Origin of the sequence: Klenkia terrae (genome assembly GCF_900491935.1) — a bacterium.
Taxonomy (GTDB): domain Bacteria; phylum Actinomycetota; class Actinomycetes; order Mycobacteriales; family Geodermatophilaceae; genus Klenkia; species Klenkia terrae.
Genome location: NZ_UEXK01000004.1, coordinates 4,214,043 through 4,239,997, shown reverse-complemented (window position 1 = coordinate 4,239,997; position 25,955 = coordinate 4,214,043). Strand labels below are relative to the sequence as shown.

20 protein-coding genes are annotated in these 25,955 nt (G+C 75.9%); 8 read left to right on the top strand and 12 right to left on the bottom strand.

Translation table 11 applies throughout. The annotated features are described in order from the left end of the window. The first annotated feature begins 76 nt into the window (after positions 1-76). Genes LFA75_RS21050 through LFA75_RS21035 form a run of 4 tightly spaced genes read left to right on the top strand, consistent with a single transcriptional unit; the run spans position 77 to position 4,690 of the window. Positions 77-1,546 carry an ABC transporter substrate-binding protein gene (locus tag LFA75_RS21050; protein WP_225235538.1) on the top strand — a complete coding sequence of 490 codons (1,470 nt, stop codon included), beginning with the start codon at positions 77-79 and terminating at the stop codon, positions 1,544-1,546. Between the two features lie 5 nt (positions 1,547-1,551). After that, the gene (locus LFA75_RS21045; protein ID WP_225235537.1) at positions 1,552-2,256 is read left to right on the top strand and encodes an ATP-binding cassette domain-containing protein; all 705 of its coding nucleotides are present in this window, start codon (positions 1,552-1,554) and stop codon (positions 2,254-2,256) included. Then, complete coding sequence (locus LFA75_RS21040) at positions 2,253-2,984, top strand: ATP-binding cassette domain-containing protein (protein ID WP_225235536.1); 732 nt, start codon at positions 2,253-2,255, stop codon at positions 2,982-2,984. The genes LFA75_RS21045 and LFA75_RS21040 overlap by 4 nt, the downstream gene beginning before the upstream one ends. Next, positions 2,981-4,690, top strand: coding sequence for an ABC transporter permease subunit (locus LFA75_RS21035; RefSeq protein WP_225235535.1), 1,710 nt, complete (start codon positions 2,981-2,983; stop codon positions 4,688-4,690). The genes LFA75_RS21040 and LFA75_RS21035 overlap by 4 nt, the downstream gene beginning before the upstream one ends. A gap of 7 nt (positions 4,691-4,697) precedes the next feature. On the opposite strand, the gene LFA75_RS21030 is transcribed toward LFA75_RS21035, so the two are convergent. Beyond that, on the bottom strand, positions 4,698-5,810 hold the full coding sequence (locus LFA75_RS21030; protein WP_225235534.1) for an MGDG synthase family glycosyltransferase: 1,113 nt from the start codon (positions 5,808-5,810) through the stop codon (positions 4,698-4,700). Between the two features lie 23 nt (positions 5,811-5,833). On the opposite strand from LFA75_RS21030, the gene ppk2 reads away from it, so the two are divergent. Then, on the top strand, positions 5,834-6,961 hold the full coding sequence (gene ppk2, locus LFA75_RS21025) for a polyphosphate kinase 2 (RefSeq protein ID WP_455428466.1): 1,128 nt from the start codon (positions 5,834-5,836) through the stop codon (positions 6,959-6,961). Here the strand turns inward: ppk2 and LFA75_RS21020 are convergent. From LFA75_RS21020 to LFA75_RS20975, 10 genes are all read right to left on the bottom strand, one after another. After that, a complete protein-coding gene (locus LFA75_RS21020) occupies positions 6,952-7,926 on the bottom strand; it encodes a Gfo/Idh/MocA family protein (protein WP_225235532.1) in 975 nt (324 codons plus the stop codon). The genes ppk2 and LFA75_RS21020 overlap by 10 nt on opposite strands. Further along, positions 7,923-9,401, bottom strand: a complete 1,479-nt coding sequence (locus LFA75_RS21015; protein WP_225235531.1) for a glycoside hydrolase family 43 protein — start codon at positions 9,399-9,401, stop codon at positions 7,923-7,925. Before LFA75_RS21015 ends, LFA75_RS21020 begins: the two co-directional genes overlap by 4 nt. After that, positions 9,398-10,696, bottom strand: coding sequence for a C-glycoside deglycosidase beta subunit domain-containing protein (locus LFA75_RS21010; protein WP_225235530.1), 1,299 nt, complete (start codon positions 10,694-10,696; stop codon positions 9,398-9,400). The genes LFA75_RS21015 and LFA75_RS21010 overlap by 4 nt, the downstream gene beginning before the upstream one ends. A 2-nt stretch (positions 10,697-10,698) precedes the next feature. After that, on the bottom strand, positions 10,699-12,240 hold the full coding sequence (locus LFA75_RS21005) for a GMC oxidoreductase (RefSeq protein WP_225235529.1): 1,542 nt from the start codon (positions 12,238-12,240) through the stop codon (positions 10,699-10,701). Beyond that, entirely contained in the window at positions 12,237-13,343 is a 1,107-nt protein-coding gene (locus tag LFA75_RS21000) for a Gfo/Idh/MocA family protein (protein ID WP_225235528.1), read from the bottom strand. The genes LFA75_RS21005 and LFA75_RS21000 overlap by 4 nt, the downstream gene beginning before the upstream one ends. Continuing rightward, the gene (locus LFA75_RS20995) at positions 13,340-14,329 is read right to left on the bottom strand and encodes an ATP-binding cassette domain-containing protein (RefSeq protein ID WP_225235527.1); all 990 of its coding nucleotides are present in this window, start codon (positions 14,327-14,329) and stop codon (positions 13,340-13,342) included. The genes LFA75_RS21000 and LFA75_RS20995 overlap by 4 nt, the downstream gene beginning before the upstream one ends. Continuing rightward, positions 14,326-16,146 (bottom strand): dipeptide/oligopeptide/nickel ABC transporter permease/ATP-binding protein, encoded by a 1,821-nt coding sequence (locus LFA75_RS20990; protein ID WP_225235526.1) that lies wholly within the window; start codon positions 16,144-16,146, stop codon positions 14,326-14,328. The genes LFA75_RS20995 and LFA75_RS20990 overlap by 4 nt, the downstream gene beginning before the upstream one ends. Then, positions 16,143-17,084 (bottom strand): ABC transporter permease, encoded by a 942-nt coding sequence (locus LFA75_RS20985; protein WP_225235525.1) that lies wholly within the window; start codon positions 17,082-17,084, stop codon positions 16,143-16,145. The genes LFA75_RS20990 and LFA75_RS20985 overlap by 4 nt, the downstream gene beginning before the upstream one ends. A 72-nt stretch (positions 17,085-17,156) precedes the next feature. Beyond that, complete coding sequence (locus LFA75_RS20980; protein ID WP_225235524.1) at positions 17,157-18,686, bottom strand: ABC transporter substrate-binding protein; 1,530 nt, start codon at positions 18,684-18,686, stop codon at positions 17,157-17,159. Between the two features lie 172 nt (positions 18,687-18,858). Continuing rightward, positions 18,859-20,121: an ROK family protein gene (locus LFA75_RS20975; protein WP_225235523.1), complete on the bottom strand. Its 1,263-nt coding sequence runs from the start codon at positions 20,119-20,121 to the stop codon at positions 18,859-18,861. A 119-nt stretch (positions 20,122-20,240) separates the two neighbouring features. On the opposite strand from LFA75_RS20975, the gene LFA75_RS20970 reads away from it, so the two are divergent. The 3 genes from LFA75_RS20970 (at position 20,241) to LFA75_RS20960 (ending at position 25,494) form a co-directional block, all read left to right on the top strand. After that, the gene (locus tag LFA75_RS20970; protein WP_225235522.1) at positions 20,241-23,051 is read left to right on the top strand and encodes an alpha-L-rhamnosidase; all 2,811 of its coding nucleotides are present in this window, start codon (positions 20,241-20,243) and stop codon (positions 23,049-23,051) included. Next, on the top strand, positions 23,048-24,652 hold the full coding sequence (locus LFA75_RS20965; RefSeq protein WP_225235521.1) for a GH35 family beta-galactosidase: 1,605 nt from the start codon (positions 23,048-23,050) through the stop codon (positions 24,650-24,652). Before LFA75_RS20970 ends, LFA75_RS20965 begins: the two co-directional genes overlap by 4 nt. Before the next feature lie 2 nt (positions 24,653-24,654). Continuing rightward, positions 24,655-25,494, top strand: a complete 840-nt coding sequence (locus LFA75_RS20960) for a nucleoside hydrolase (protein WP_225235520.1) — start codon at positions 24,655-24,657, stop codon at positions 25,492-25,494. A gap of 9 nt (positions 25,495-25,503) precedes the next feature. Here LFA75_RS20960 and LFA75_RS20955 read toward each other — a convergent pair whose 3' ends face one another. Then, on the bottom strand, positions 25,504-25,923 hold the full coding sequence (locus tag LFA75_RS20955) for a MarR family winged helix-turn-helix transcriptional regulator (RefSeq protein ID WP_225235519.1): 420 nt from the start codon (positions 25,921-25,923) through the stop codon (positions 25,504-25,506). Positions 25,924-25,955 lie beyond the last annotated feature (32 nt).

Here is a 25,955-nt window from a genome sequence, read left to right as displayed (position 1 = left end):
GGACGACGGCGGGGTCACCCCTGCCCGTTCCCTCCCCCGGCGTCGCGGACCTCCCGCCGCTCGCGAGGAGAGAGCCGTGAAGAGGACCACCCTGGGCATCGCCGCCCTGCTGACCCTGACCGCCTGCGGCGGCGGGTCCTCGCCGTCCGCGGACGGCGACCGGATCCGGCTGGCCTACGCCTTCGCCCCGGTCGCCGGGCTGTCGCCCTACAGCGACGACGCCGTCATCGGCTACGGCGTGGGCGCCACCGAGACCCTGGTCCGGCTGGACCCGGCCGGTGCACCCGAGCCGCTGCTGGCCACCTCCTGGACCCAGGTCGACGACCTCACCTGGCAGTTCGACCTGCGCGACGACGTCACCTTCCACGACGGGACGGCGATGACCGCCGACGTGGTGGCGGCGTCCCTGCAGCACGCGGTGGACGCCGACCCCAGCCCGCGGGCGCTGTCCGGCGTGGAGCTGACCGTCGCCGCGGCCGACGAGGACACCCTGACCCTCGCCACCGCCGCACCCGACCCGGTGCTGCCGCAGCGGCTGACCTCGCCGGAGCTGGTGGTGCTCTCCCCCGGCGCGTACGCCGACCCGTCGTCCCCGGACCTGGTGGGCACCGGCACCGGCCCCTACGAGCTGACCGCGGTCACCGGCACCAGCGGGGCGACCCTGGACGCCGACCCCGACTACTGGGGCGGCGCCCCGGCCGCCGACGGCGTGGACGTCACCTTCCTGTCCGACGGCACCGGCCGGACAGCGGCCCTGCGCGCCGACGAGGTCGACGTCGCCCAGGCCGTTCCGGTCTCCCAGGTCGACGGCCTCGGGTCGGGTCACCGGCTGCAGTCGGTGCCGCTGCCGCGCACCGTCTCGCTGCACCTGACCACCACCTCGCCGGTTTTCGCCGACCCCGGGCTGCGCGAGACCGCCCGGCAGGCGGTGGCCGGCCTGGACGTCGCCGGCACGCTCTACGAGGGCCAGGCCGACCCGCCGCAGGGCCTGTTCGGGCCCACCTCGACCTGGGCCGCGGACCGGCAGCCGCCCACCTACCCGTCGGCCGTGCCGGCGAGCGGGCAGGCGGTCAGCCTGGCCACGTTCTCCGACCGCGCCGAGATGCCCGAGGTGGCCGCCGCGGTCGCCGACGCGCTGCGCACCGCCGGGTTCACCGTCGACCTGCAGGTGGGCCTGTACTCCGACATGGAGGCCGACTACCTCGACGGCCGCTACGACGCGGTGCTGATGAGCCGGTCCTACGGCCAGGACACCGCCGACCCGCTGTCCTACCTGGCCTCGGACTTCGGCTGCGCCGGCGGGTACGACCTGTCGCAGTTCTGCGACCCCGCGGTGGACGCCGAGCTCGCCGCCGGGTCGCAGCTGACCGACGTCGCGGCCCGCAACCAGGTCGCGCTCGCCGTGGAGCGCACCGTGCTGGGGTCCGACGCCGTCGTCCCGGTGGTCCACGACCGCACCCGGTTCGGCGTCGCCGACCGGGTGAGCGGGCTGGCCGCGGACCCGTGGGAGCGGTCGATCATCACCGTCGACACCGCGGTCTCCTGACCGGCGTGGTCGCCCGGGTCAGCGGGCTCACGGTCGCGGCCGGCGACCGCCGGCTGGCCGGCCCCGTCGACCTGGCGGTGGCCGACGGCGAGCGGGTCGGGCTGGTGGGTGCCTCGGGCTCGGGCAAGTCCCTGCTGGTGGCCGCGCTGCTCGACGAGCTCCCGGCCGGGCTGACCACCACCGGCTCGGTGCAGGTGGCCGGCCGGGCCGGCGCGGTGTTCCAGGACGGCGCCACCGCCCTGGACCCCCTCGCCAGGGTCGGCGCCCAGCTGACCGGGCCGCTGCGCCGGCTGCGCGGGCTGTCCCGCGCCGCCGCCCGGGAGCACGCGGCCGGTGTGCTGGACCGGCTCGGCCTGCCGCCGGGCACCCTCCGCGCGTGGCCCGCGACGCTGTCCGGCGGGCAGCGGCAGCGGGTCGCGCTGGCCCTGGCGCTGGCCGGCGACCCGCGGCTGCTGGTCGCCGACGAGCCGACCACCGCGCTGGACACCGTGGGCCAGGCCGCCGTGCTGGACCTGCTGGACGCGCTCGCCCCGGCGCTGGTGCTGGTCAGCCACGACCTGGCCGTGGTGGCCCGGCTGTGCACCCGGGTGCTGGTGCTCGAGGACGGCGTCGTGGTCGAGGAGGGCCGCCCGGCGGACCTGCTCGCCGACCCCCGGCACCCGCTGACCCGGGACCTCGTCGCCGCCGCGCGGGCCGGGGAGCTCGCGTGATCGAGCTGCGCGGGCTGGTGCGCGGGTACCCCGGGGTCCGGGCGCTGGACGGCGTCGACCTCGCCGTGCCGACCGGCCGGCACCTGGCCCTGGTCGGCAGCTCGGGTGCCGGCAAGACGACGCTGCTGCGGCTGCTGCTCGGCCTGGAGGCACCCGACGCCGGCACGGTCCGGGTGCTGGACCGCCCGGTGCACCCCGGCCCGGCGCGGTCCCTGCGCTGGCTGCGGCAGGCCGTCGGCGTGGTCGCCCAGGACGCCGGCAGCTCGCTGGACCCCCGCTGGCCGGTGGGCCGGTCGGTGGCCGAGCCGCTGCGGCTGCTGCAGGTGACCGGCGACCACCCGGCCCGGGTGCGGGAGGTGCTGGCCGCGGTCGGCGTGGACCCGGACGCCGCCGACCGCCGTCCCGACGCCTTCTCCGGCGGCCAGCGGCAGCGGATCGCGCTGGCCCGCGCGCTGGCGCACCGGCCGCAGCTGCTGGTCGCCGACGAGCTGCTGTCGGGCGCGGACGCCGTGCTGCGCGCCCGCCTCCTCGAGCTGCTCACCGGCCTGGGCACCCAGCTGCTGCTGGTCACCCACGACCTGGCCGTGGCCGCCGCGCTGCACGGGGACGTCGCCGTCCTCGCGCACGGGCGGCTGGTCGAGCACGGGCCGGTGGCCGACGTGCTGGCCGACCCGGCCGCGCCGGCGACCCGGGAGCTGCTGGCCGCCGTGCTGCGGCTGCCGTCGTGAGGGCTCTGCGCAGCGCGGGCGCCGTGGTCGGCACGGCGCTGGCCGTGGTGCTGGCGCTGGCTGCGCTGCCCTGGTTGCGCGGGGAGGACCCGGCGGTCACCGTGTTCCGGGCGCTGTACGCCGAGCGGACCCGGGACCCCGCCGTGGTCGAGGCCCTGCGCGCCGACCTGGACCTGCCCGACGGCCCGGTCAGCGGGGCGTGGCGGTGGCTGTCCGGCGCGGTGCGCGGCGACCTCGGGGTGAGCTGGGTGGACCGCCGGCCGGTCGCGCCGGAGGTGCTCCGGGCGATCGGGGTGTCCGCCGAGCTGGCCGCCGCCGCGGTGGTCGTGGCGGTGCTGGTCGCCGGGCTGCTGCTGGTGCCGGCCACCGCCCGCGCCGTCCGCCGCCGCCGGCCGCCGGGGCCCTGGGCCGGCGGGTTGCCGACCGTGCTGGCCGCGGTGCCCGAGGTCGTGCTGGCCGTCGTGCTGCTGGGCGTGGTCGGGGTGCAGCTGCGCTGGGTGCCCACCTCCGGCTGGGGCGCGCCGGACCAGGTCGTGCTGCCCGCGCTGGCCCTGGGGTTGCCCGCGGGCGGACTGCTCGCGCGGGTGCTGGGCGCGACCGTCGCCGGCGCGCTGGCCGAGCCGTGGGTGCGCACCGCCCGGGTGAACGGGGCGGCGCCGGCCGCGGTGACCCGCTCCGTGCTCCGCCGCGCCGCGGCCGTGGCCGCACCCCAGCTGGCCCTGCTGGCGGTCGGGCTGCTGGGGTCCTCGGTCGCCGTCGAGCAGCTGTTCGCGATCCCCGGGGCCGGCCGGACGGCGCTGCGGGCCGTGCTGGCGCTGGACCTGCCGCTGCTGCAGGGCTGCGTGCTGGCCCTGGTGCTGGCCGGCCTGCTGCTCGGCCTGCTCGGCGGTGCCGCCCACCGCCTGCTGCTGCGCCCGCTGCTGGGCGGCGGGGAGCTGGTGCAGCCGGTGCCGGCGCCCGCGCGCCGGACCGCCGTCCCGCTGGTGGCCGCCGGGCTGCTCGGCGCGGTGGTGCTGGTCGGGCTGGTGCGCGGCGGGGGCGGCGTCGTGCTGGCCGACCGGCTGGCGACACCGTCGGCGCGGCACCCGCTGGGCGCCGACGCGGTCGGCCGCGACGTGCTGGCCCGGTTCGCCGAGGGCGCGCTGCTCACCGTCGGCACCGGCCTGGCGCTCACCGCGGTGGCCGCGGTGGTCGGGCTGGCCGTGGCCGCGACCGCCCGGGACACCCGGCCGGGCGTGCCCGACGTGCTCAACGCGCTGCCCGCGGTGCTGGTCGGCGTGGTGCTGGTGGCGGTCACCGGCCCGGGTCTGCTGCCCGCGGCCGCCGCGGTGCTGGCCGTGGCGTGGGTGCCGCTGGCCGTGCACGGCCGGGCCCTGGTGGTGCAGGGGCTGGCCGCGGCGCCGGTGCGGGCCGCGGTGCTGTGCGGCGCCGGCCGCCGGCAGGTGCTGGCGGCGCACGTGCTGCCCGCCGTCGTCGGCCCGCTGGCCCGGCACGCCGCGGCCCGGGTGCCGATCGTGTCGCTGAACCTGGCGGCGCTGAGCTTCCTCGGGCTGGGCGCGGCCACCGACTCCCCGGAGTGGGGCGCGATGCTCGCCGAGGGCCTGCCCTACCTGGAGCGCGCGCCCTGGGGAGCCGGGGCGCCGGTGGTCGGCCTGCTGCTGCTCGGCGTCGTCGCGGGGACGGCGACCGCCCCGCGCCGCCGCTGAACCGGGGTCAGGCGGCCACCGCGGGCGCCGGTCGGCCCAGCCGGCCGAGCACCAGGGCCGCCGGGTCCGGGTGCGCCGGGCGGACCCGTGGCCGGGCCACCTGCGCGGCCACCGCGGCCGCGAGCCCCGCCCGGTCGACCGTCCAGGGGGCCAGGCCGGCGGCGGCCAGCACCGCGGCGTTCGCGCGGCCGTGCCCGGGGATGGGCCGGTGGGTCACCATCGGCAGCCCGGTGACCAGGGCCTCGGTGCAGGACATGCCGCCCGCGTTGTGCACCAGCAGGTCGGCCACCGCCATGAGCTCCGGGACGTCGTCCCGCCAGCCCAGGGCCACCGCACCCGGGACCCCGGCCAGCCGTGCCCGGCGGCCCCCGTCGCGGCCGCACAGCACCACCGGCGTCGCCCCGACCGCCAGCAGGTCGACCGCCGTCCGCGCCACGTCGCCCAGCGCGAGCGAGCCGGCGACGACCAGCGCGACCGGGTCCCGGCCGCCCAGGCCCAGCTCTGCGCGCAGCCGCCGGACCGTCGCGGCCGGCACCGGGCGGGCGAAGCGGGCCGGGACGAGCGGGCCGGCGACGGTCATCGGCACGCCGTACCGGGCCTCGCCGTGCCGGGCGGTGGCCGCGGTGACGGTCAGGTGGGCGTCGACGGCCGGGTGCAGCCAGGTGCGGTGCACGGCCGGGTCGGTCAGGTAGGTGAGCACCGGGACGCCGAGGTCCCCGGCCGCCCGCAGGTCCCCCAGCGTCTGGGAGCCCAGCGGGTGGGTGGAGACGACGAGGTCCGGCGCGGTCCCCCGCAGCCAGGCCTGCACGGCGGGGCGGGCCGCGGAGGCGGTGGCGCCGGCGGCCCGGCGCAGCAGGCCGTCGCGCTCCAGCCCCCGCACGAGGAGGTCGAAGGCGGCCGGTGCCCGGTTCACGCACGGGCCGTAGGCGTCGCCGACGACCCGGCGCAGCGGCCTGGGCAGCGCGGTCAGGAGGTCGCGCACCTGCACTGCGGCACCGGCCAGCCGCAGGCGTAGGGCCAGCTCGGCAGCAGCGGCGTCGTGGCCGGCCCCGACCCCCGCAGACACCACGAGCACCTGCGGGCCGGGTTCCGTCGGGCGCGTGCCGGTGACCAGGCGCATGACCGTCTCCTCGGGGGTCGGGGGTGCACGCCCGGCGACGCTGCACGGCCCGGGCCGCCACCCGGGGGTGGACCGCTGACCGGTCGGCGAACAACGCGTGGCCCACCGGTGGTGTGGCGCACCCCCCAGCGCCGGCGGGCTGCCGGTCACCCGCCGTCCACCCGCCGTCCACCCGGGTGGCGGCCNTGACCCCGATCGGCAGCCCGCCCGGCGCCCCCCGCTACGTCGCCGACCCCGAGCAGCGCGAGCAGCTGGACGACCTGGCGCAGTGGCGGCTGGCCCCGCTGCCCGACGAGCACTCCGACGAGGACTGGGACGACGACCGGGAGCTGCTCGCCCCCGACGGCACCCTGGTGCAGACCTGGCGCGAGGACTACCCGTACGACACCCGGCTGGGCCGCCGGGAGTACGAGATCGAGAAGCGCCGGCTGCAGATCGAGTTGCTCAAGCTGCAGGGCTGGGTCAAGGACACCGGCCAGCGCGTCGTCGTGGTCTTCGAGGGCCGGGACGCCGCGGGCAAGGGCGGCACCATCAAGCGGTTCGCCGAGCACCTCAACCCGCGCGGGGCCCGGGTGGTCGCCCTGGACAAGCCCACCGAGCGCGAGCGCACCCAGTGGTACTTCCAGCGCTACGTCGCCCACCTGCCCGCGGCCGGCGAGATCGTGCTGCTGGACCGGTCCTGGTACAACCGCGGCGGCGTCGAACGGGTGATGGGCTACTGCACCGACGAGGAGTACGCGCTGTTCTGCCGGCAGGCGCCGGAGTTCGAGCGGATGCTGGTCGACAGCGGGATCCGGCTGGTCAAGCTGTGGTTCTCGGTGTCCCGCGGCGAGCAGCGCACCCGGTTCGTCGTCCGGCAGATCGACCCGGTCCGGCAGTGGAAGCTGTCCCCCACCGACCTGGCCAGCCTGGACCGGTGGGAGGACTACACCCGGGCCAAGGAGGCGGTGTTCGCGGCCACCGACACCGACCACGCGCCGTGGACGGTGGTCCGCAGCAACGACAAGAAGCGGGCCCGGCTGGAGGCCATGCGGCACGTGCTGTCCGTCATGCCCTACGCCGGCCGGGACGAGGCCGTGGTCGGCACGCCGGACCCGCTGGTCGTCGTCTCCGCGCAGGACGTGCTGGAGGCCGACGCCCGTCAGACCTGAGCCGCGGCGAGCAACCGGGCGCGCACCAGGTCGATCGTGTCCAGCACGGCGATCGTGTCCCGCAGCGGCCGGTCGGCGTGCTCGAGCAGTCCGTCGGCGACGGCCTCGGCGACCGCGCGGAACATGGGCACGTAGCCGTTGCCCTCCAGCGGCAGCTCGACGCGGTCAGGGCGCCGGGACGACGCAGACAGCACGCTGAGCGAGCCCGTGGCGAAGAACGGCGCGTCCAGGGTGATGGCCCCGTCCGTCCCGCCGATGTCCGCGCCCGCCCCGACGACGCTGCGCAGGCTGGTCAGCAGCGCGGCGAACCGGTCGTCGCCGTAGCGGAGGAACACCGACGCCGTCAGGTCGACGCCGTCCGCGCGCACCTCACCGGTCGCCTCGACGGCCGTCGGGACGCCGAACAGCAGGTGCGCCAGGGTCAGCGGGTAGACGCCCATGTCCAGCAGCGCCCCCCCGCCGCCGGGCTGCCAGGGGGCCGTGCCGGGCGGCGGCGGGAACCCGAAGCTCGCCCGGACCGAGCGCACCTCGCCGATCCGGCCGTCGGCGACGTCGGCGAGCACCCGCCGCACGGCGGGGTTGAAGCGCATCCACATGGCCTCCATCAGGAAGCGGCCCTGCTCGGCGGCGAGCGCCGCCAGCGACCGTGCCTCGTCGGCCGTGCTGGCGAGCGCCTTCTCCACGAGGACGTGCTTGCCGGCCAGCAGCGCCCGGCGGGCGAGGTCGGCGTGGGTGCCGATCGGGGTGCAGAGGTAGACGACGTCGACGTCGTCGGCGGCGAGGAGCGCGTCGACGTCGCCGTACCAGCGCGGGACCTCGTGGGCGGCCGCGAACGCGGCCGCGGTCTGCTCGTGGCGGGAGGCCACGGCCACGAGGTCCAGGTCCTCCGCCAGGTGGAGGTCGCCGACGGTGGCCCGGCTGATGCCGCCGGTGCCGACGATCCCCCACCGCGTCCGGCCGCTCATCGGCCGGCCAGGGCCCCGGCGTCGAGCGCGGCCGCGGAGTCCGAGCCGCGGTACCGCAGGGCGTGCACCAGCACGCTGCCGTCGGTGCAGGTGATCCCGGCCAGCCGGCCGGTCATGCCGCCGGCGACCTCGGTGGAGAGGTAGCGGCCGTCCACCGATCCCAGGGCCTCGAACGCCCCGTCGACGACGACGCCCGCGGTGACCCGGTCCGGGCCCAGACCCGTGGAGAACGGGCGTGGCTCGGTCCCCGGCGAGGTGATGATCCGCAGCTGTGCGCCGCCTGGCAGCTCACGCGTCCCGAGCACGTGCCGGACGTCGCCGACCGCCCACACCGCCGACACCCGGCCGTCGGCCACCTCCAGCTCCAGGCCGTGCCGCGGGTCGATGCGCAGGGCCACCCCCCCGGTGCCCGTGACCTCGAGGTCGGCGGTGACGTCGCAGAACAGGTGCTCCTGCCGGGTGCCCAGGAAGCCCGGGCCCACGACGAGGCCCCGGTCGGTCCAGGTCGTCAGCTCCGCCGGGAACCGCTCGGCGGCCACCCAGTCCACCCCGGGCACCGGCCCGGTGAGCTCCCGCACGAGGACGGCGTCCGGGAGGGTGACCGGGTCGATGGCACCGGCCACGACCGGCCACCCGTCGACCCAGTCGACCTCGACGGCGAAGGTCTCGCGGCCGAGCACGTGCCACTCGGGGCTGGCGCCGCGGGCCCGCACGCCGTGGAGCACCATGGCCCAGCTGCCGTCGGGGCGCTGCACCAGGTCGGCGTGCCCGGTGTTCTGCACCGGGTGGTCGGTGCCCCGGTGGGTCAGCACCGGCCCGCCCGGGCAGGCCTCGAACGGCCCGGACGGGGAGTCGCCGCGGGCGACGGTGACCGCGTGCCCGCGCTCGGTGCCGCCCTCGGCGATCAGCAGGTACCAGTGCTCCCCGACCCGGTACAGGTGCGGGCCCTCGGGGAACTTGCCCCCGGTGCCCGACCAGATCCGCCGCGGCGGGGTCAGCACCTCGCCGGTCAGCGGGTCGATCGCCGACTGCACGATGCCGCCCAGGGCACCGAACCCGGCGTAGGTCATCAGGCAGGTGCCGTCGTCGTCCCACGCCAGGTCGGGGTCGATGCCGACCGCGCCGGGGATCCGGGCGGGCACCGACCAGGGCCCGGCCGGGTCGGTCGCCCAGCTGATCAGCTGGCCGCCCTCGTCGGTCCAGTTGGTGGTGGCCATCCAGAACCGGCCGCCGTGGTGGCGCAGGGTCGGTGCGAACACGCCGCCGGCCGGGCCGGCGTCGCGCACGTCGAGCTGCTCGGGGCGGTCGAGCACGTGCCCGATCTGCTCCCAGGTGCGCAGGTCGGCCGAGCGGAACAGCGGGACGCCGGGGGCGTACTCGAAGCTCGAGCAGGCCAGCAGGTACTCCCCGTCGACGACGCAGACGCTCGGGTCGGGGTGGAAGCCCGGGATGACCGGGCGGGTGCCGACGCTCATGCCCGCTCGGCCGCGATCGAGCGCATCAGGGCGTGCGACCGGCGGACCTGGTCTCCACCGCGGTACGGCTCGCGCCGGCCCTCGTACTCACTCGACAGCCAGCCCGACCAGCCGGCGTCCTGCAGCGCCGGGATGATCTCCCGCCACGGCACGTGCAGGTCGTGCAGGTCGTCGTCGACGGTGGCGAACTTGGCCTGGATGAAGTGCACGTGCGGCAGCACCTCGACCAGGTCGGCGATCGGCACGGCGAGCGGGCGCAGGTGCATCGGCACCTCCTCGTCGTCGTCGACCTGGATCTCCTCCGACAGCTCCAGGACCGGGGCGGTGTTGAAGATGCCGGTGTCGACCAGCAGCTTGAAGTGGTCGCTGCCGGTCCTCTCGATGAAGTCCACGTAGGCCTGGGTGACCGGGTGCTTGATCGGCGTCGGCGCGTGGATCTCCGGGCAGATGACGACGTCGAGCTCGGCGGCCAGCTCCAGCGACCGCTCGACGGACTCCTGCCAGATCGGGTGCGGGTCCAGGTCCCAGGAGGTGACCCCGAACTTCGGCCGCACCGAGGTGAAGCCCAGGCGGGAGGCCAGCCGCAGGTCCTGCTGGATCTGCGCGGCACCCTCCTCGGCGGTGAGGCTGCGGTCGTGCCACATCTCGGTGTCGACCCAGGAGCCGTAGTTGGTGGCGGTCAGGGCGTAGCGGTCCAGCAGGGTGTGCCAGTGGTCCACCCAGCCGGCGTCCGGGCTGGGGTAGCCGGGGATGTTGCCCTCGCCGAGGATCTCCACGCCGGTGGCCCCCATGTCGGCGATGTCGGCGAGCACGTCCTCCAGCGTCATCAGCGTGTAGATGTCGGCGGTGTAGCTGTAGGTGGAGACGCCGAACCTCAGCCCGCCGCCGGGCACCGGCGGGACCAGCACCGGGGTGGCCGAGGCGGTGAACGTCGTCCGGTTCACCATCGGCGGGAAGTAGGGCCGGCGCAGGAAGACCACCACGTCGAGCTGGTGCACCCCCGCGGCGAGGCCACCGGGCTTCGGCACGGTGACGGTGGCGAGCTCGTCGAGCTGCCAGCGGACGTCGGTCGAGGCGCGCAGCTCGTCCAGGGTGAGCGTGCGGCCCTGCAGCGTCCACAGCGGCACGTGGTCGGGGACCCGCTCGCCGTCCACGACGACCTCGACGCCGTCGAGCAAGCTGCCCGAGACTCCCCGGTAGTTGGGGTTGCGGAGCTGGAACCGGAAGCCGGTGACCCGGCCGCCCTCGGTGACGTTGCGGAAGCCGCGGGACTGGATGACGGAGCGGTCGAGCATGGTCAGTTCCTCTCGGAGAGCGAGCCGGCGATCGAGCGCGCGCCGGCGACGGCGAGCGCGACCGAGGTCAGGGTGGGGTTGCAGGCGATGGCGGTCGGGATGACGCCGTTGCCGGCGACGTGCAGGCCGGGGACGTCCCAGACCTCCGAGGTGGGTCCGCAGACCGAGGTGCCGTCGGGGGTCTCACCCATCCGGACCGTGCCCTGGATGTGCAGCGAGGCGCCCGGGCCGAAGGTGAACGGCTCGCCGCCCAGCGGGTCACCGAGGGCCGCGGCGACCTCCTTCACCGCGGCGGTGGCCGCGGCGATCGAGGCGTGGTCGGCCTCGGTGAGCCGGTAGTGCACCTGGATGCCGGGCATGCCGTACGGGTCGGGCGCGGTCTCGTCGAACTCGAGCCGGTCGCTCTCCTGCAGGTCCTTGGCGCAGAACCAGCCCAGCCCCACGATCGTGCCCGGGGTCGGGACGTCGTCGGCGGCCAGCGGCACCGGGGAGGCGTCGAGCTGCATGACCTGGCCGTGGAAGGGGTGCTGGTCGGTGTAGGGCACCCAGCTGACCCCGCTCTGCGCCACGATCGAGCTGCGGCCGCGCGGGTCGACGTCCTCCTGGTCGGCGTGCCCGACGTCGCGCAGCCGGACGGCGTAGACGGTCTGGGGCTGGTCGTTGAGGTACCGGCCCAGCGCGTGCGGCCGGACGCCGGAGGCCCACAGCAGCTGCGGGGTGCGCAGGCTGTCCGCGGCGACCACGACGTACCGGGCGGCGACGTCGTGCTCCTCCCCGGTCTGCAGGTCGCGCACCCGGACGCCGGAGGCCCGGCCGTCGGTCAGCAGCACCCGGGTGACCAGCGCCTCGGGCAGCAGGGTGTGCCGCGGGTTGGCCCGGGTGGCGTCGCCGTAGACGACGTCGGAGCCCGACCAGGTCAGCCGGCCGTCGGCGTGCCGGGTGACCGCCAGCGGCATCGGGGCGACCCGGCGGTCCTCGGCCCGGTCGGCGTCCAGGTGGTCGGCCAGCCGCTTGCGGACCTCGTCGGCGAACGGGGCGTCGTCGAAGGCGTGGTCGTCGACGGCCAGCAGCCGCTCGCCCTCGGTCAGCAGCTCGTCGAGGTCGTCGAGGAAGGCGATCCGCTCGCCCTCGCCGGGCCGCGGGCAGGCGCCGGTCCAGTGCGCACCCATGCCGCCGACGTTGCTGGACATCGCCGCGTTGGGCAGGCCGTCCTCGCCGGGCTGCCGGTAGCCCGAGGGCAGCAGCCAGGTGCCGGGGCGGGCCATCCGGGGCGCCTCGTCGGCGTAGCCGTCCATGGTGTCGGTCGGGGTGTCCGCCGAGAGCGGCGCCGGGCCCTCCGAGGCGCGCTGGGCGGCGGCCCGGGCCTGCTCGTCGAGGATGTTCTTCACGTGCCCGCCGGGCGGGTCGGCCAGCTGCGGGCCGACCTCGAGGGTCAGCAGGGTGGCCTGGGGGGCGCGCTCGCTGAGCACGCGGGCGTAGGCGGCGCCGCACGGGCCGCTGCCCACGATGACGACGTCGACGCTGGTGGGGAAGGTCCTGCTCATGGGGTGGCTCCTGCCGGTGCGGCGGTGGTGGGGGTGACGTCGACCCAGCGGTCGGTGCGCGCGGACTCCAGGACCGCGGCGGTGAGGTGCGCGGCCCGCAGGCCGTCGGTGAAGGTGGGCAGCCCGTCGGGGGCGTCCCCGGCGAGTGCGGCGTAGGTGTCGGCGACGAAGGCGTCGAAGCAGTCCTGGTAGCCCTGCGGGTGGCCGGCCGGTACCCGGTCGTAGCGGGTCGCGCCGGGGTGCGCCGACGTGCCGCGGGCCAGCAGCGTGGTGGCGTCCCGACCGCCGACCCACAGCGTCTCGGGGGCCTCCTGGTCGAAGGCGAGGCCCTCGTGCTCGCCGTCCAGGGAGAACCACAGCCGGTTCTTCCGCCCCGGGCTGACCTGGCTGACGGTGAGGTTCCCGGTCGCACCGCCGTCGGTCTCGAACAGCACGACCGCACCGTCCTCGGTGCGCACCGGGCGCCCACCGCGCTCGGGGACGGCGAGCAGCAGCCGGGCGGTCAGGCGGGTGACCCGGTGTCCGGTGACGAACTCGACCAGGTCGCACCAGTGCACGCCGATGTCGGCGAACGCCCGGGACGGCCCGCCCACGGCGGGGTCGACCCGCCAGTCGTCGTCCTCGCGGCCGGTCAGCCAGTCCTGCAGGTAGGACCCGTGCAGCAGCCGCAGCGGACCGGTGCGGCCGTCGGCGACGCGGGCGCGGGCCTCGCGCACCGTGGGGTAGAAGCGGTAGACGAACGGCACGGTGGCGACCACGCCCGCCGCCGCGGCCAGCGCGGTGAGCTCGGCGGCCTCGGCCGGGTCCACGGCCAGCGGCTTCTCGCAGACCACGTGCTTCCCGGCGGCGAGCACCGCGCGGACCAGCGGGGCGTGCGTGGCGTTGGGCGTGCAGACGTGGACGACGTCGACGTCGGTGGCCAGCAGCTGGTCCAGGTCGTCGGCGGCGGACTCGGCACCGAGCCGGTCGGCGGCGGCGCGGGAACGCTCGGGGGTGGAGCCGACGACGGCGGCCAGGACGCCGCCGCTGCGGGCGATCGCCCGGGCGTGCACGGTGGCCATGAAGCCACCGCCGACGACGCCGGCACGGATGCGGTCGGTCACGGTCGTCTCCTCTCGGGGCTGTTCAGGACGTGCGGGACCCCGGCGACGGGGTCCCGCACGTCCTGAACNCCGAGCCGCTGGTGGTGGCCGGGTCGAGCCGATCCGACGCCGACCGCCGGGTGCGCGACCTGCTCGACGAGGTCCACCTGCCCCAGGACGCCGGCCAGCGGCTGCCCCGGGAGTTCTCCGGCGGCCAGCAGCAGGGTGCGGGTGTAGTCGTGCCGCGGGTCGCTGGTCACCTGGGCGGCGTCGCCGGTCTCCACCAGCTCGCCGCGGTGCATGACGGCGACCCGGTGGCTGATGTGCCGGACCACCGACAGGTCGTGGGTGATGAACAGGTACGCGACGCCGGTGCGCTCCTGGATCTCGATGAACAGGTCCAGCACCCGGGCCTGCGTGCTGAGGTCCAGCGCGCTGACCGGCTCGTCGCAGACGATCACCGCGGGGTCCCGGGACAGCGCGCGGGCGATGGCGATCCGCTGCCGCTGGCCGCCGGAGAACTCCCGGGGCAGCCGCTGGCCGGCGTCCTGGGGCAGGTGGACCTCGTCGAGCAGGTCGCGCACCCGGCGGTCGGCGTCGGATCGGCTCGACCCGGCCACCACCAGCGGCTCGGTGAGGATGTCCGCGACGGTCATCGCTGGGTTCAGGGAGCTGTAGGGGTCCTGGAAGACGACCTGGATGTCCTCGCTGAGCGCCCGCCGGGCCTTCTTGCCGATGCCGGAGATGCGCTCGCCGCGGAACCGGATCTCGCCCCCGGTGACCGGCGCCAGGCCCAGGACGGCGCGGCCCAGCGTCGTCTTGCCCGAGCCGGACTCCCCGACCAGGCCGACGGTCTCCCCCGGCAGGATGTCCAGGCTGATGCCGTGCAGCACCCTGGCCGGCGCCTGCCGGAAACCGCGCAGCGGGTACTCGACGACGACGTCGGTGATCTCCAGCAGCGGCGTCGTCGCCGGGGTCTGCTCGGGCGCCGGGGTCAGGGTGGTCATCGGGTGCCTCCGGCCGGGGTGGTCAGGGCCGCCCGCGCGGGGCCGCCCTCGAGGGTCGCGGCCAGCAGGCTGCGGGTGTAGTCGTGCTGCGGGTCGGCGAACAGCTGGGCGGCCGGCGCGGACTCCACGACCTCCCCGGCGCGCATGACGGTGACCGTGTCGCACAGGTCGGCCACCACGCCGAAGTCGTGGGTGACCAGCAGGACGCCGAGGTCGCGCTCGGCCTGCAGGTCGCGCATCAGGTCGAGCACCTCGGCCTGCACGGTGACGTCCAGGGCGGTGGTGGGTTCGTCGGCGATCAGCAGGTCGGGGTCGCAGGACAGCGCACCGGCGATGAGCACCCGCTGGGCCATGCCGCCGGAGATCTGGTGCGGGTAGCTGTCGAAGACCCGCGCCGGGTCGACGATGCCCACCCGGTCCAGCAGCTGGACCGCCTTGGCCTTCGCGTCGGCCTTGGACAGCCCGAGGTGGTGCCGCATCGGCTCGGTGAGCTGGGAGCCGATCCGGAAGGAGGGGTCCAGGTTGCTCATCGGCTCCTGCGGGATGTAGCCGATCCGCCAGCCGCGCAGCTGGTTCATCCCGCGCCGGGAGATGCCCCGCAGGTCGCCGCCGTCGAAGGTCAGCGTGGTCGCCGAGGTGTGCGCCTGCGGCGGCAGCAGCCCGAGGACGGCGAAGGCGGTCTGGCTCTTGCCCGAGCCCGACTCCCCCACCAGGCCGTGCACCTCGCCGCGGCGGATGGTCAGCGAGACGCCGTGCACGACCTCGCCCTCGCCGCCGTCGGGCTTCGGGTAGGCCACCCGCAGGCCCTCGACCCGGAGCAGGGCGTCGTCGGGGGCCGGCGTCGTCCCCGAGCTCGGCCGGGCGTCCTCGACGACCGGACCGGCGGCCCGCACCGCCGAGCGCTTGCGCACCGGCGGGGTCGCCCCGACGCCGAGCACGTCGCGCAGGCCGTTGCCGACCAGGCTGCACGCGGTGACGGTGACGACGATCGCCAGCCCCGGGAGGAGGAGCAGGTTCGGCGCGGCGTAGATCTTGGCGAAGGCGTCGTTGAGCATGCCGCCCCAGCTGGCCTGGTTCGCCGAGCCCAGCCCGATGAACTCCAGGCCGGCCTGCAGCACGATCGCGATGCCCAGGACCTGCGACATCTGGATGATCGTCGGGGCCACCACGACCGGCAGCACGTGCCGCCGCATGATCCGCGGGTCCGAGAGCCCGGCGACCCGGGCGGCGTCCACGTACAGCTCGCCGCGGACGGCGATGATCGAGGCGCGCACCAGCCGGAAGACCCCGGGGGCGATGACGACGCCGAAGACCAGCATCGCCAGCTCGGTGCTGCGGCCGAACTGAGCCAGCACCACCAGCAGGATGATGATCGCCGGCTGGGCCATCACCAGGTTGGCCACCCAGCTCGCCGCGGCGTCGAAGCGGCCGCGGTAGTAGCCGGCCAGGACACCGGCCGGCAGACCCAGCACCAGGGCCACCACGACCACGATCAGCGCGCCGACCAGGCTGGTGCGGGCGCCGTAGAGCAGCTGGGCGAGCACGTCGCGGCCCAGGCCGTCGGTGCCCAGCGGGCTGTCGCCGCCGAACGGGGCCAGCGCGTCGGTGATCGACGACGCCGTGGGGCTCGCCGAGGTGAGCAGCGGCGCGGCCGCCGCCAGCACCGCGACCAGCAGCAGCCAGACCAGCGAGGCCACCGCCACCGGCTTGCGCAGGAACCGGCGCGCCACGCCGGCCCGGGGCGGGACGGCGGTCGGGGCGACCGAGGACGAGGGGGCGGCTGCGGCGGCCGGGCCGCCGTCGGAGAGGAGGCTCATGCCGTGCGCACCTTCGGGTTGAGCCAGCCCAGGGCCAGGTCGGCCAGCAGGTTGACGACGACGACCAGCACGACGGTGAGCACCACGACCCCCAGGACCACCGGGACGTCGCCCTGGCTGGCGGCCGAGGTCGCCCGCTCGCCGATGCCGTTGAGACCGAAGACCTTCTCGATCACGACCGCGCCGCTGATCAGGGCGATGAACTGCAGGGACAGCACGGTGAGCGAGGCCGGCGCGGCGTTCCGCAGGGCGTGCTTGAGCAGGATGCTGCGGGTCGGCAGGCCACGGCTGCGCAGCGTGCGGACGTAGTCCTGGCCCAGCACGTCGATCATCGAGCCGCGGGTCTGGGTGGCCACGGTGGCGGTCGCCCCGATGGCCAGCGCGACGGCCGGCAGCGTGATCGACGCCGCCCACAGGCCGGGGTCCTGGGCGAACGGGGTGTAGCCGATGGCCGGGAAGAGACCGAGCTGCACGGCGAAGACCAGGGCGAGCAGCAGGCCGACCAGGAAGTTGGGGACGGCGAAGGCGAGGATCGAGGCGCCCTGCAGGGCCGAGTCGACCCAGCCGCCGCGCACCGCGGCCAGCACGCCGATCACCACGCTGACCAGGGCGGTGAGCACGATCGCGGCGATGACGAGGGACAGCGAGATCGGGAGCGCGTCGGCGACGGTGCCGCCGACCGGCTGGTTGGTGAACCAGGAGACCCCCAGGTCCCCGTGCACCGCGCTGGTCAGCCAGTCCCAGTACCGCTCGAGCACGGGCCGGTCCAGCCCGAGCTCCTGGCGCTTGGCCAGGACGGTGGCGGCGTCGGCCTGCGCGCCGACGATCCGCCGGGCGGGATCGGACCCGGTGGCGTTGGTGAGGAAGAAGGTCGCCGTGGCGGTGACCCAGACGAGCACGACGCCGGCGCCGAGCCGCTTGAGCAGGAACCCGAGCATCGTTGCCCTCCTGGTCCAGGTGGATGGGTGGTCCCGCGCCCGCGGGGGTGTCCCCCGCGGGCGCGGGGTGGATCAGCTACCGGCCGGGGCGAAGCCGCTCAGCGGCGGGACCGAGAGCCCGGGGACGGCCGTGACCTCGACGTCGGCCGTGGTCACGTAGGCACCCTCGAGGGCGTACCAGGGGGCGAACCAGGCCTGCTCGACCAGCTGGTCGGACAGCTGCTGCAGCACGTCGGCCTGCTGGTCGGCGGGCGTGGTGACGGCCTGCTGCACCAGCGCGTCGATCGCGGGGTCGCTGCTCGTGAACGGGTTGAACGGCGACTGCTGGGTGAGCGTGAGGCCGATCATCTCGAAGGGCGACCCGGTGGTCAGCGTGAAGAAGTTCGCCGGCCACTGGCCACCGATGATGCTGCCGACGACCTGGTCACCGGTGATCGGCGCGTAGGTGACGTCGATGTTGATCGAGGCGAACGCCTCGGTCATGGCGGCCTGCTCGTCGGGGTAGACCGGCGAGAAGTCCGGCAGCGTCATCGAGAAGCCGTCGGCGTACCCGGCCTCGGCCATGAGCTCCTGGGCCTTGTCCAGGTCGAAGTCGTAGGTGCCCTCGAGCGAGGCGTCGTAGCCGTCGGACTCCGGCCCGAAGACCTGCACGGTGGGCTGGCCCAGACCGTTCTTCACCACGTCGACGATCGACTGGCGGTCGATGGCGTAGTTGATCGCCTGACGGACACGCACGTCACCCAGGGCCGGGGCCAGGGCGCCCGCGCGGTCCCACAGGTAGATGCCCTCGATGCCGCCGCTGGTGTAGGTGGTCACCGTCAGGTCCGCGCTCTCCGCGCCCTCCTGCAGGTCGTTGGTCTGGGCGGTCGAGCCGTCGATCTGCCCCGACCGCAGGCCGTTGAGCACGGCGGTGGTGTCGTCGAGGTACTGCACCTCGACGGTGTCGAAGGGGTAGGAGTCGGCGTCCCAGTAGTCCTCGTTGCGGGTGAACGTGTAGTCGCTGCCCGCGGTGCTGGCGTCGGCGTCGTAGACGTACGGGCCGGAGCCGACCGGGTTGGTGGCCAGGTCGGGGCTGTCCAGGGCGTCGGGGCTGGCCATGTAGCCGCTGCTGCGGGCCAGGCTCTGCAGCAGGCCCGGGTCGGGCCGGCTGAGCACCAGGTCGACGTGGGTGGCGTCGACGACCTCGACGCTGCTGATCGACCCGAGCGCGGTGCCGGCCTCGCCGGTGGCGGCGCGGGCGACGTCCAGGTTGGCCTTGACCGCGTCGGCGTCGAAGGCGGCACCGTCGGTGAAGGTGACGCCCTCGCGCAGGGTCAGGCTCAGCGTCGTGTTGGTCTCGTCGTAGGAGAACTCGGTGGCCAGGTCGGCCACGGGCTTGCCGTCGGCGTCCTGGGTGAGCAGCTTGTCGTAGACGGCCTGGTAGTAGGTGTCCTCGGGACCGCTCTGCGCCATGGCGCCGATGGCGAACGAGCTGGGCGGGGTGATGGCGGCCAGGGTCAGCGTGTCGTCCCCGGCACCCCCCGACCCGGAGGACGAGCCCCCGCCGCACGCGGCGAGGAGGAGCAGCGAGGCGGCCGAGACCGCGGTGAGGGACCTGCGCATGGGGACTCCAGGGGCATCGGGACCGGCGGTGGTCCCGGGCGGCCGTGGCCGCGCTGACGGGGAGGAGGAGCGACCGTGCCGAGGGGTGCAGCACGGTGGTGCGTGTGCGCCGGGTCACGGCGTGGGGGTGACTTTAGCGCCGTAGGCACATATGTCAACCACCACATCCGCATCAGCCCTCGGCGACCTGCTGCAGGTGCGCTCCCCGCCCCAGCGGGCTCCCGTTGTCCAGCCACTGGCCCAGGCTCTCCGGGGCGAAGAGCTGCTCGATGGCCAGCATCGCGGCGCCGGTGACGCCCTCCTGGAAGCCCAGCGACGCCCGCCGGACGGTGAGGTCCTGGCCGGCCAGCCGGCTCACCCGCCGCCCCACGGTCTCGGCGAAGGTGTCGAAGACGTCGTCCCCGACCCGCAGGGCGCCGCCGCCCAGGACGACGGTGCCCGGGTTCACGAAGTTGACCAGGTTCGCCACCGTCGTCCCGACCAGCCGGGCGCTGCCCAGGACGACCTCGCGGGCCAGCGGGTCCCCGGCCCGGGCGGCCATGCCGACGTCCTCGGCGGTCAGGTGCCCGTGCCGGGCCAGGGTCCGCTGCAGCGCCGGGCTCTCGGCCACCCGGTCGACCACCCGCTGCACCAGGCTCCAGCCGCCCGACAGCGCCTCCAGGCACCCGGTCTGGCCGCACCGGCAGACCACCGTCGGGTCGTCGGTGACCTGCAGGTGGCCGATGTCCCCGGCCGCCCCGCTGTCGCCCCGGTAGACCGCACCGCGGGAGACCAGCCCGGCGCCGACCCCCTCGTCGATCAGGATGTACAGCAGGTCCCGGCCGTCCCGCGGCTCGCCGCGGTGCCACTCCGCCAGCGCCATGAGGTTGACGTCGTTGTCCACCCAGACCGGGGCGTCGTGCCGCTCCCGCAGCCAGGACCGGACGCTGTGGCCGTCCCACCCGGGCAGGATCGGCGGGGCCACGATCCGGCCGGTGCCGAACTTGACCGGGCCGGCCACGCCGATGCCGAAAGCCCAGGGCTCGCTGCGGGTCTTGCGGGCCAGCCGGGTGAACAGCCCGTCGAGCATCTCCATGGTCGCGTCGGGGCCGGCCGCGGCATCCCAGTCCTGGTGCAGGGTGGCCAGCAGCGTGCCGTCCAGGGTGGCCACGGCGACCCGGCTCTCGGTGGGGGCGATGACTCCGGCGAACACGTGCCCGGCCTCGGCGCGGAACCGCAGCGACCGGGACGGCCGGCCGCCGCCGGAGGGAGCCAGGTCGCCGTCGGCGAGCAGGCCCAGGTCGATGGCCTGCTGCACGCGCTGGGCCACCACCTTGCGGCTGAGCCCGCTCTCGGCCTCCAGGGCCGGGCGGGTCACCGCCTGCCCGGTGCGGACCAGGTTGATGAGCCGGGCGTGGACGAAGGCGTCCTGGGGCGAGGGGGACGTGCTCGTCACGGTGGTTCCTCCGGGGCTTGTGCGTGTGCTGCATCATATGGTCCGCAGGGACAAAAGACCCCCCCCTCCGGAGGACCACCGTGGACCGGCCCGGTACGAGCACGCCCACCCCGGCGAGGGTGGCAGACCTGCGCGTGGGTCGCCGTCGGGACGGGGCGGTCTGGACCGACGGCGCGGCGCCGCCGGTCTCCTGGCGGACCGCGACGCCCGCGACCGGCTGGACCCAGGCCTCGGCCCACCTGCTGGTCACCCGCGGGGACGGCGCCGTGCAGGAGCACGTGGTCGACGGCCCGGACGCCGTCCTGGTGCCGTGGCCGTTCCCGCCGCTGCAGCCGCGCGAGCGGGTCCGGCTCGAGGTGACCACCACCGGGTCCGACGGCGTCCGGGCGACCCCGGCGGCCGTCGAGGCCGAGGCGCCGCTGCTGACCGCAGCGGACTGGTCGGCCGACTGGGTCGCGCTGCCCGACGCCGCCGACGACCGGCCCGGGCAGCTGCGCCGCGGGTTCGTGCTGCCCGCCGAGCCGGTCCGGGCCCGCCTGCACGTCACCGCGCTGGGCGCCTACGAGGTCGAGCTGAACGGCACCGTGGTCGGCGACGAGGTGCTGGCTCCTGGCTGGACGAGCTACCGGGACCGGGTGCTGGTGGCCACCCACGACGTGACCGCGCAGCTGCACGCCGGGGAGAACGTCGTCGGGGCCTGGCTGGCCGGCGCCTGGTTCACCGAGCGGTACGGCTTCTTCGGCCGGGCCACCCGGGCCTACGCGGGCCCGGCCGCGCTGCTGGCCCAGCTCGAGGTCGACCTGGCCGACGGCAGCCGGGTCACCGTGGGCACCGACGGCACGTGGACCGGCCGCACCGCCGGACCGCTGCTGACCTCGGGGATCTACGCCGGCGAGGAGTTCGACGCCACCCGGCACGCCCCGTCCTGGTCCCGGACGACGACCGGCCCGGGCTGGTCGCCGGTGCGGGTGCTGGCCGACCCGGGCGCCGCGCGGGTGCCGGCCACCGCCGAGCCGGTCCGGCGCACGCAGGAGGTCGCCGCGGTCGCGGTGCTGACCACGCGGGCCGGGGCCACCGTCGTCGACTTCGGGCAGAACCTGGTCGGCCGGGTGCGGATCCGGGTGCAGGGGCCGGCCGGGCACACCGTCACGCTGCGGCACGCGGAGGTGCTGGAGGACGGCGAGCTGGCCACCCGGCAGCTCCGGTACGCGTACTCGGTGGACCGGTACACCCTCGCCGGCGGCGAGCCCGAGGAGTGGGAGCCCCGGTTCACCTTCCACGGGTTCCGCTACCTGCAGGTCGACGACTGGCCCGGCGAGTTCGACCCGGCCGCCGTCACCGCGGTCGTCTGCCACTCCGACATGGCCCGCACCGGCACCTTCACCTGCTCGGAGCCGCTGCTGGAGCGGCTGCACGAGAACGTCGTCTGGAGCATGCGGGGCAACTTCCTGTCGATCCCGACCGACTGCCCGCAGCGCGACGAGCGACTGGGCTGGACCGGGGACCTGCAGGTCTTCGCCGGCACCGCCGCGGTGCTGCACGACTGCGACGCGTTCCTGACCTCGTGGCTGGCCGACCTGGCCGCCGAGCAGGAGCACAGCGGCGGGGTGGTGCCGATCATCGTGCCGACGGCCATGGAGTCCGACCGGGAGGGCGTGGTCGCGGCGTGGGGCGACGCGGCCACCGTCGTCCCGTGGACGCTGTACGAGCGGTTCGGCGACACCGGGCTGCTCGCCCGCCAGTACGCCAGCATGCGCGCCTGGGTGGACGTCGAGCTGGCCCAGGCCGACGGAGACGGCCTGTGGTCGCGGGGCTACCAGCTCGGCGACTGGCTGGACCCGCGGGCGCCCGCCCACAGCCCCCGCGAGGGCCGCACCCACCCGTCGCTGGTCGCCTCGGCGTACCTGTTCCGCTCGCTGGACCTGGTCGCCCGGTCCGCCGCCGTGCTCGGCCACCGGGACGACGCGGCGCGGTACGCAGCGCTCGCCGAGCGCACCCGGACGGCGTTCCTGGCCACCTACGTCACCCCGGCCGGCCGGATGGTGTCCGAGGGCCCGACCACCTACGCGATGGCCCTGGTGTTCGGCCTCGCCACCGACCCCGACCTGCGGGCCCGGCTGGGCCGACGGCTGGCGGAGATCGTGCGGGAGGACGGCTACCGGATCGGCACCGGCTTCGTCGGCACCCCGCTGGTCATGGACGCGCTGTGCGCCACCGGCCACCTGCACACCGCCTCCCGGTTGCTGCTGCAGACCGAGGCGCCGTCCTGGCTGTACCCGGTCACCGTGGGCGCGACGACGGTGTGGGAGCGCTGGGACGCGCTGCTGCCCGACGGCTCGGTGAACGGCCACGAGATGACGTCGTTCAACCACTACGCGCTGGGCGCCGTCGTCGACTGGCTGCACCGCGGCCTGGCCGGGCTGTCCGCGGCCGAGCCGGGGTTCGCGCGGCTGCGGGTGGCCCCCGCCGTGCTGCCGGGGCTGACCTCGGCCGGGTCCCGGCAGGTGACGCCGTACGGGCCCGCCGAGGCCGGCTGGGAGCGGACCGCCGACCGGGTGCGGGTCACCGCTCTGGTGCCGCCCGGTGCCACGGCCGAGGTCGAGCTGCCCGACGGCACCCGGCACGAGGTGGGCTCCGGCGCGCACGCGTGGGAGGTCGACCTGACCGACGAGCTGCCCGCGACCGAGCTGCGCGGCCTGGACACCGACCTCGCCGACCTGGTCGACGACCCGGATGCCCTCGCCCTGGTGCGCGCCGAGGTGGCCGCCTTCGACCCCGGCCGGGCCCTCGCCTTCGCCGGCGCGCTGCGCTACGAGGCGGGCTCCACCCTGCGCACCGCCCTGATGTTCGCCGACCCCGACGGGCTGCACCGGGTGCACGCCGCCCTCACCGACCTGCACGACACCCGCACCACCGAGGAGACCCCGTGACCACAGCACTCCCCCACCTGCGCGCCACCGCCACCGGGCAGCAGCTCGTCGTCGACGGCCGGCCCGCGCTGCTGCTGGGCGGCCAGCTGCACAACTCGACCTCCTCGGACCCGCACCGGGTGCGCGAGGTCATGACCCGGCTGGCCGCCCAGGGCATCCGGACGGTCATCGGCACGGTCAGCTGGGCCCAGGTCGAGCCGGTCGAGGGCACCCTGGACTTCGCGTCGGTGGACGCCCAGGTCGCCGCCGCCGAGGAGCTGGACCTGCGGCTGGTGCTGATCTGGTTCGGCGCGTTCAAGAACGCGGCGTCCACCTACGCGCCGTCCTGGGTCCGCTCGGACACCGCGCGCTTCCCGCGGGCCGAGGCGCACGGCGCCCGGTCGCAGGCGTTCCCCTCCCCGGGCGGGATGCCCAAGCCGGTGCTCAGCGTCTTCGGCCCGGAGCTGCTGGCCGCCGACCGCCGCGCCTACGTGGAGTTCCTGCGGCACCTCGCCGAGGTCGACCGCGGGCACCGGGTCGTCATGGTGCAGGTCGAGAACGAGGTCGGGCTGCTCGGCGACAGCCGGGACCGCTCGCCGGTGGCCGAGCAGGCCTGGTCCGCCCCGGTGCCGGCCGAGCTGCTCGCCCGACTCGCCCGCGAGGACGAGGCGCCGCTGCGGCCGGAGCTGTCCGCCCTGTGGGCCCGGCAGGGCCGCCGGACGACGGGCACCTGGGCCGAGGTGTTCGGCGACGACTGGGAGGCCAACGAGGCCTTCATGGCCTGGGGCTTCGCCTCCTACTGCGGCGCGCTGGCCGCGGCGGGCAAGGAGGTCACGGCGCTGCCGACGCTGGCCAACGCCTGGCTGGGCCCGCAGCCGGGTCAGCCCGAGGCCGGCGACTACCCCAGCGGTGGCCCGGTGGGCCGGGTGCTGGACCTGTGGCGGGCCGCCGCCCCGGCGATCGACCTGCTGGGCCCGGACCTCTACGGGGCCGACGTCAAGCCGGTCATGACCGACTACCACCGCCCGGACAACCCGCTCTTCGTCCCGGAGTCCGCGCTGCGCACCGGCAGTCTGTTCTGGGCGCTGGGCACCCACCGGGCGCTGGGGTTCTGCGTGTTCGGGGTGGACGACGTCCGGCCCGGCAGCCAGCTCGGCGACGCCTGCACCCTGCTGGGGTCGATCGAGGACCGGATCACCGCGGCCCAGGCCGAGGACCGGATCGCCGGCGTCCTGCTCGAGGCGGGCCAGACCGAGCAGTGGTTCTCCCTCGGCGGCTACGACGTCGTCGCCCGGGACGCCCGGGCCCTGCTGGACAAGATGCTGCTGGACGTCGGCGTGCAGGGCCCGCCCCCGGCCGGTCCCCGGCCCANCGCCGACGGCCGGCCCTTCGGCATCGTGCTCGCCGAGGGTGCCGACGAGTTCCTGCTCGTCGGGCAGGGACTGGCGCTGGACCTCTCGGCCGACGACGCCGTGGTCGAGGTCGACGCCGTCGAGGAGGGCACCGTCGTCGACGGGGCGTGGGTGCCGGGCCGGTTGCTCAACGGCGACGAGCGGCTGTTCGTGCTGCCCGGGGAGCGGCTGGGCATGGTCCGCGTCCGGGTGCTCCGCCGGCCGCGCTGACGATGACCACCGCTGCCCCGCACATCGCGCCGACCTGCCGCGTGGTGGTGGACAACGACTTCTCCGGGGACCCCGACGGCCTGGTGGCACTCGCCCACCACCTGCTGTCCCCCGCCAACCGGGTCGTCGCGGTCACCAGCACCTGCCTGAACCCGCAGTTCCCGTCGCCCGCCTCCTCGGCGGCCGCGGGCGCCGCGCTGGCCGAGGAGCTCACCCGGATGACCGGCACCCCGGTACCGGTGTTCGCCGGCCGGGAGGGGGTCTACGACGGGACCGGGACGTCGGCGGCCGCGGACGCGGTCATCGCCGCGGCGCTGGCCGACGACGCGCTGCCGCTGGTGCTCGTCTGCGGGGGCCCGTTGACCACCGTCGCCGACGCCCTGGCGGCGGACCCGTCGATCGTCGGCCGCTGCACCCTGGTCTGGGTGGGCGGGACCGAGACCGACGGGTTCGAGTACAACCGGGACACCGACCCGCGGGCCGCGGAGTTCGTGCTCGGACACCGCGACCTCGCCGTCCACCTCTTCCCGCAGGAGACCTACCGGCAGCTGGCCCGTCTCGGTCGCCGAGCTCGAGGCCGACCTGGCCACCACCGGCGCGCTGGGCCGATGGCTGTGGGAGCGGTTCACCAGCCCGCCGGACTGGCTGCGGGTGGGCGGCGTCTGGCCGCTGGGCGACAGCGCGCCGCTGCTGGTCACCGCGCTGGGCACGGAGTCCAGCGGGTGGGTCGACCTGCCCGTCGGGCCCGGGCCGCGCCGCGTCGGCGGTACACCCAGGTCGACACCCGGCTGGTCCTGGGTGACCTGCTGGCCCGGCTGCGGCTGCACGAGGCGGCCCGCTAACCTCCCCCGTCAGGCGTTCGGCGGTCCGACCATCAGGGTGAGCAGCTCGGACAGCTGGGCCGGCTGTTCGTCGTCCAGCCGGCCGACCGACGTCCGGGCCGCCATCTCGGCCCAGACCTCGCCGACGAAGTGGCTGCCCCGCGGCGCGATCTCGACCCGGCCGTCCGGCGCCCGCCGGACCAGGCCGCGGGCCGTCAGCCGGTCGACGGCGACCTCGGCCATGGCGCGGTCGCAGTGCAGGTGGGCGGCGACGGCGTCCAGCGCGGTGGGCCCGTGGTCGACCATGGAGCGCAGCAGCGTCAGCTGGGTGCCGGTGAGCCCGCCCCGCAGCAGCACCTCGCCCCACCGCTGCTCGATGTCCTGCACGACCGCCAGGACCTGCAGGGCGACGTCGCCGACCCGCGCGTCGCGGTCGGCCGGCGGGGTCACGCGGTCACCCTAGGACGCCGACCGGCGCGGTA

Bases quoted from the DNA above. Each gene is read 5' to 3' on its own strand.
- LFA75_RS21005 (WP_225235529.1), bottom strand. From the start codon at position 12,240: ATGAGCAGGACCTTCCCCACCAGCGTCGACGTCGTCATCGTGGGCAGC.
- LFA75_RS21015 (WP_225235531.1), bottom strand. From the start codon at position 9,401: ATGAGCGTCGGCACCCGCCCGGTCATCCCGGGCTTCCACCCCGACCCG.
- LFA75_RS21030 (WP_225235534.1), bottom strand. From the start codon at position 5,810: ATGCGCCTGGTCACCGGCACGCGCCCGACGGAACCCGGCCCGCAGGTG.
- LFA75_RS21020 (WP_225235532.1), bottom strand. From the start codon at position 7,926: ATGAGCGGCCGGACGCGGTGGGGGATCGTCGGCACCGGCGGCATCAGC.
- LFA75_RS20990 (WP_225235526.1), bottom strand. From the start codon at position 16,146: ATGAGCCTCCTCTCCGACGGCGGCCCGGCCGCCGCAGCCGCCCCCTCG.
- LFA75_RS21010 (WP_225235530.1), bottom strand. From the start codon at position 10,696: ATGCTCGACCGCTCCGTCATCCAGTCCCGCGGCTTCCGCAACGTCACC.
- LFA75_RS20985 (WP_225235525.1), bottom strand. From the start codon at position 17,084: ATGCTCGGGTTCCTGCTCAAGCGGCTCGGCGCCGGCGTCGTGCTCGTC.
- LFA75_RS20980 (WP_225235524.1), bottom strand. From the start codon at position 18,686: ATGCGCAGGTCCCTCACCGCGGTCTCGGCCGCCTCGCTGCTCCTCCTC.
- LFA75_RS20960 (WP_225235520.1), top strand. From the start codon at position 24,655: ATGACCACCGCTGCCCCGCACATCGCGCCGACCTGCCGCGTGGTGGTG.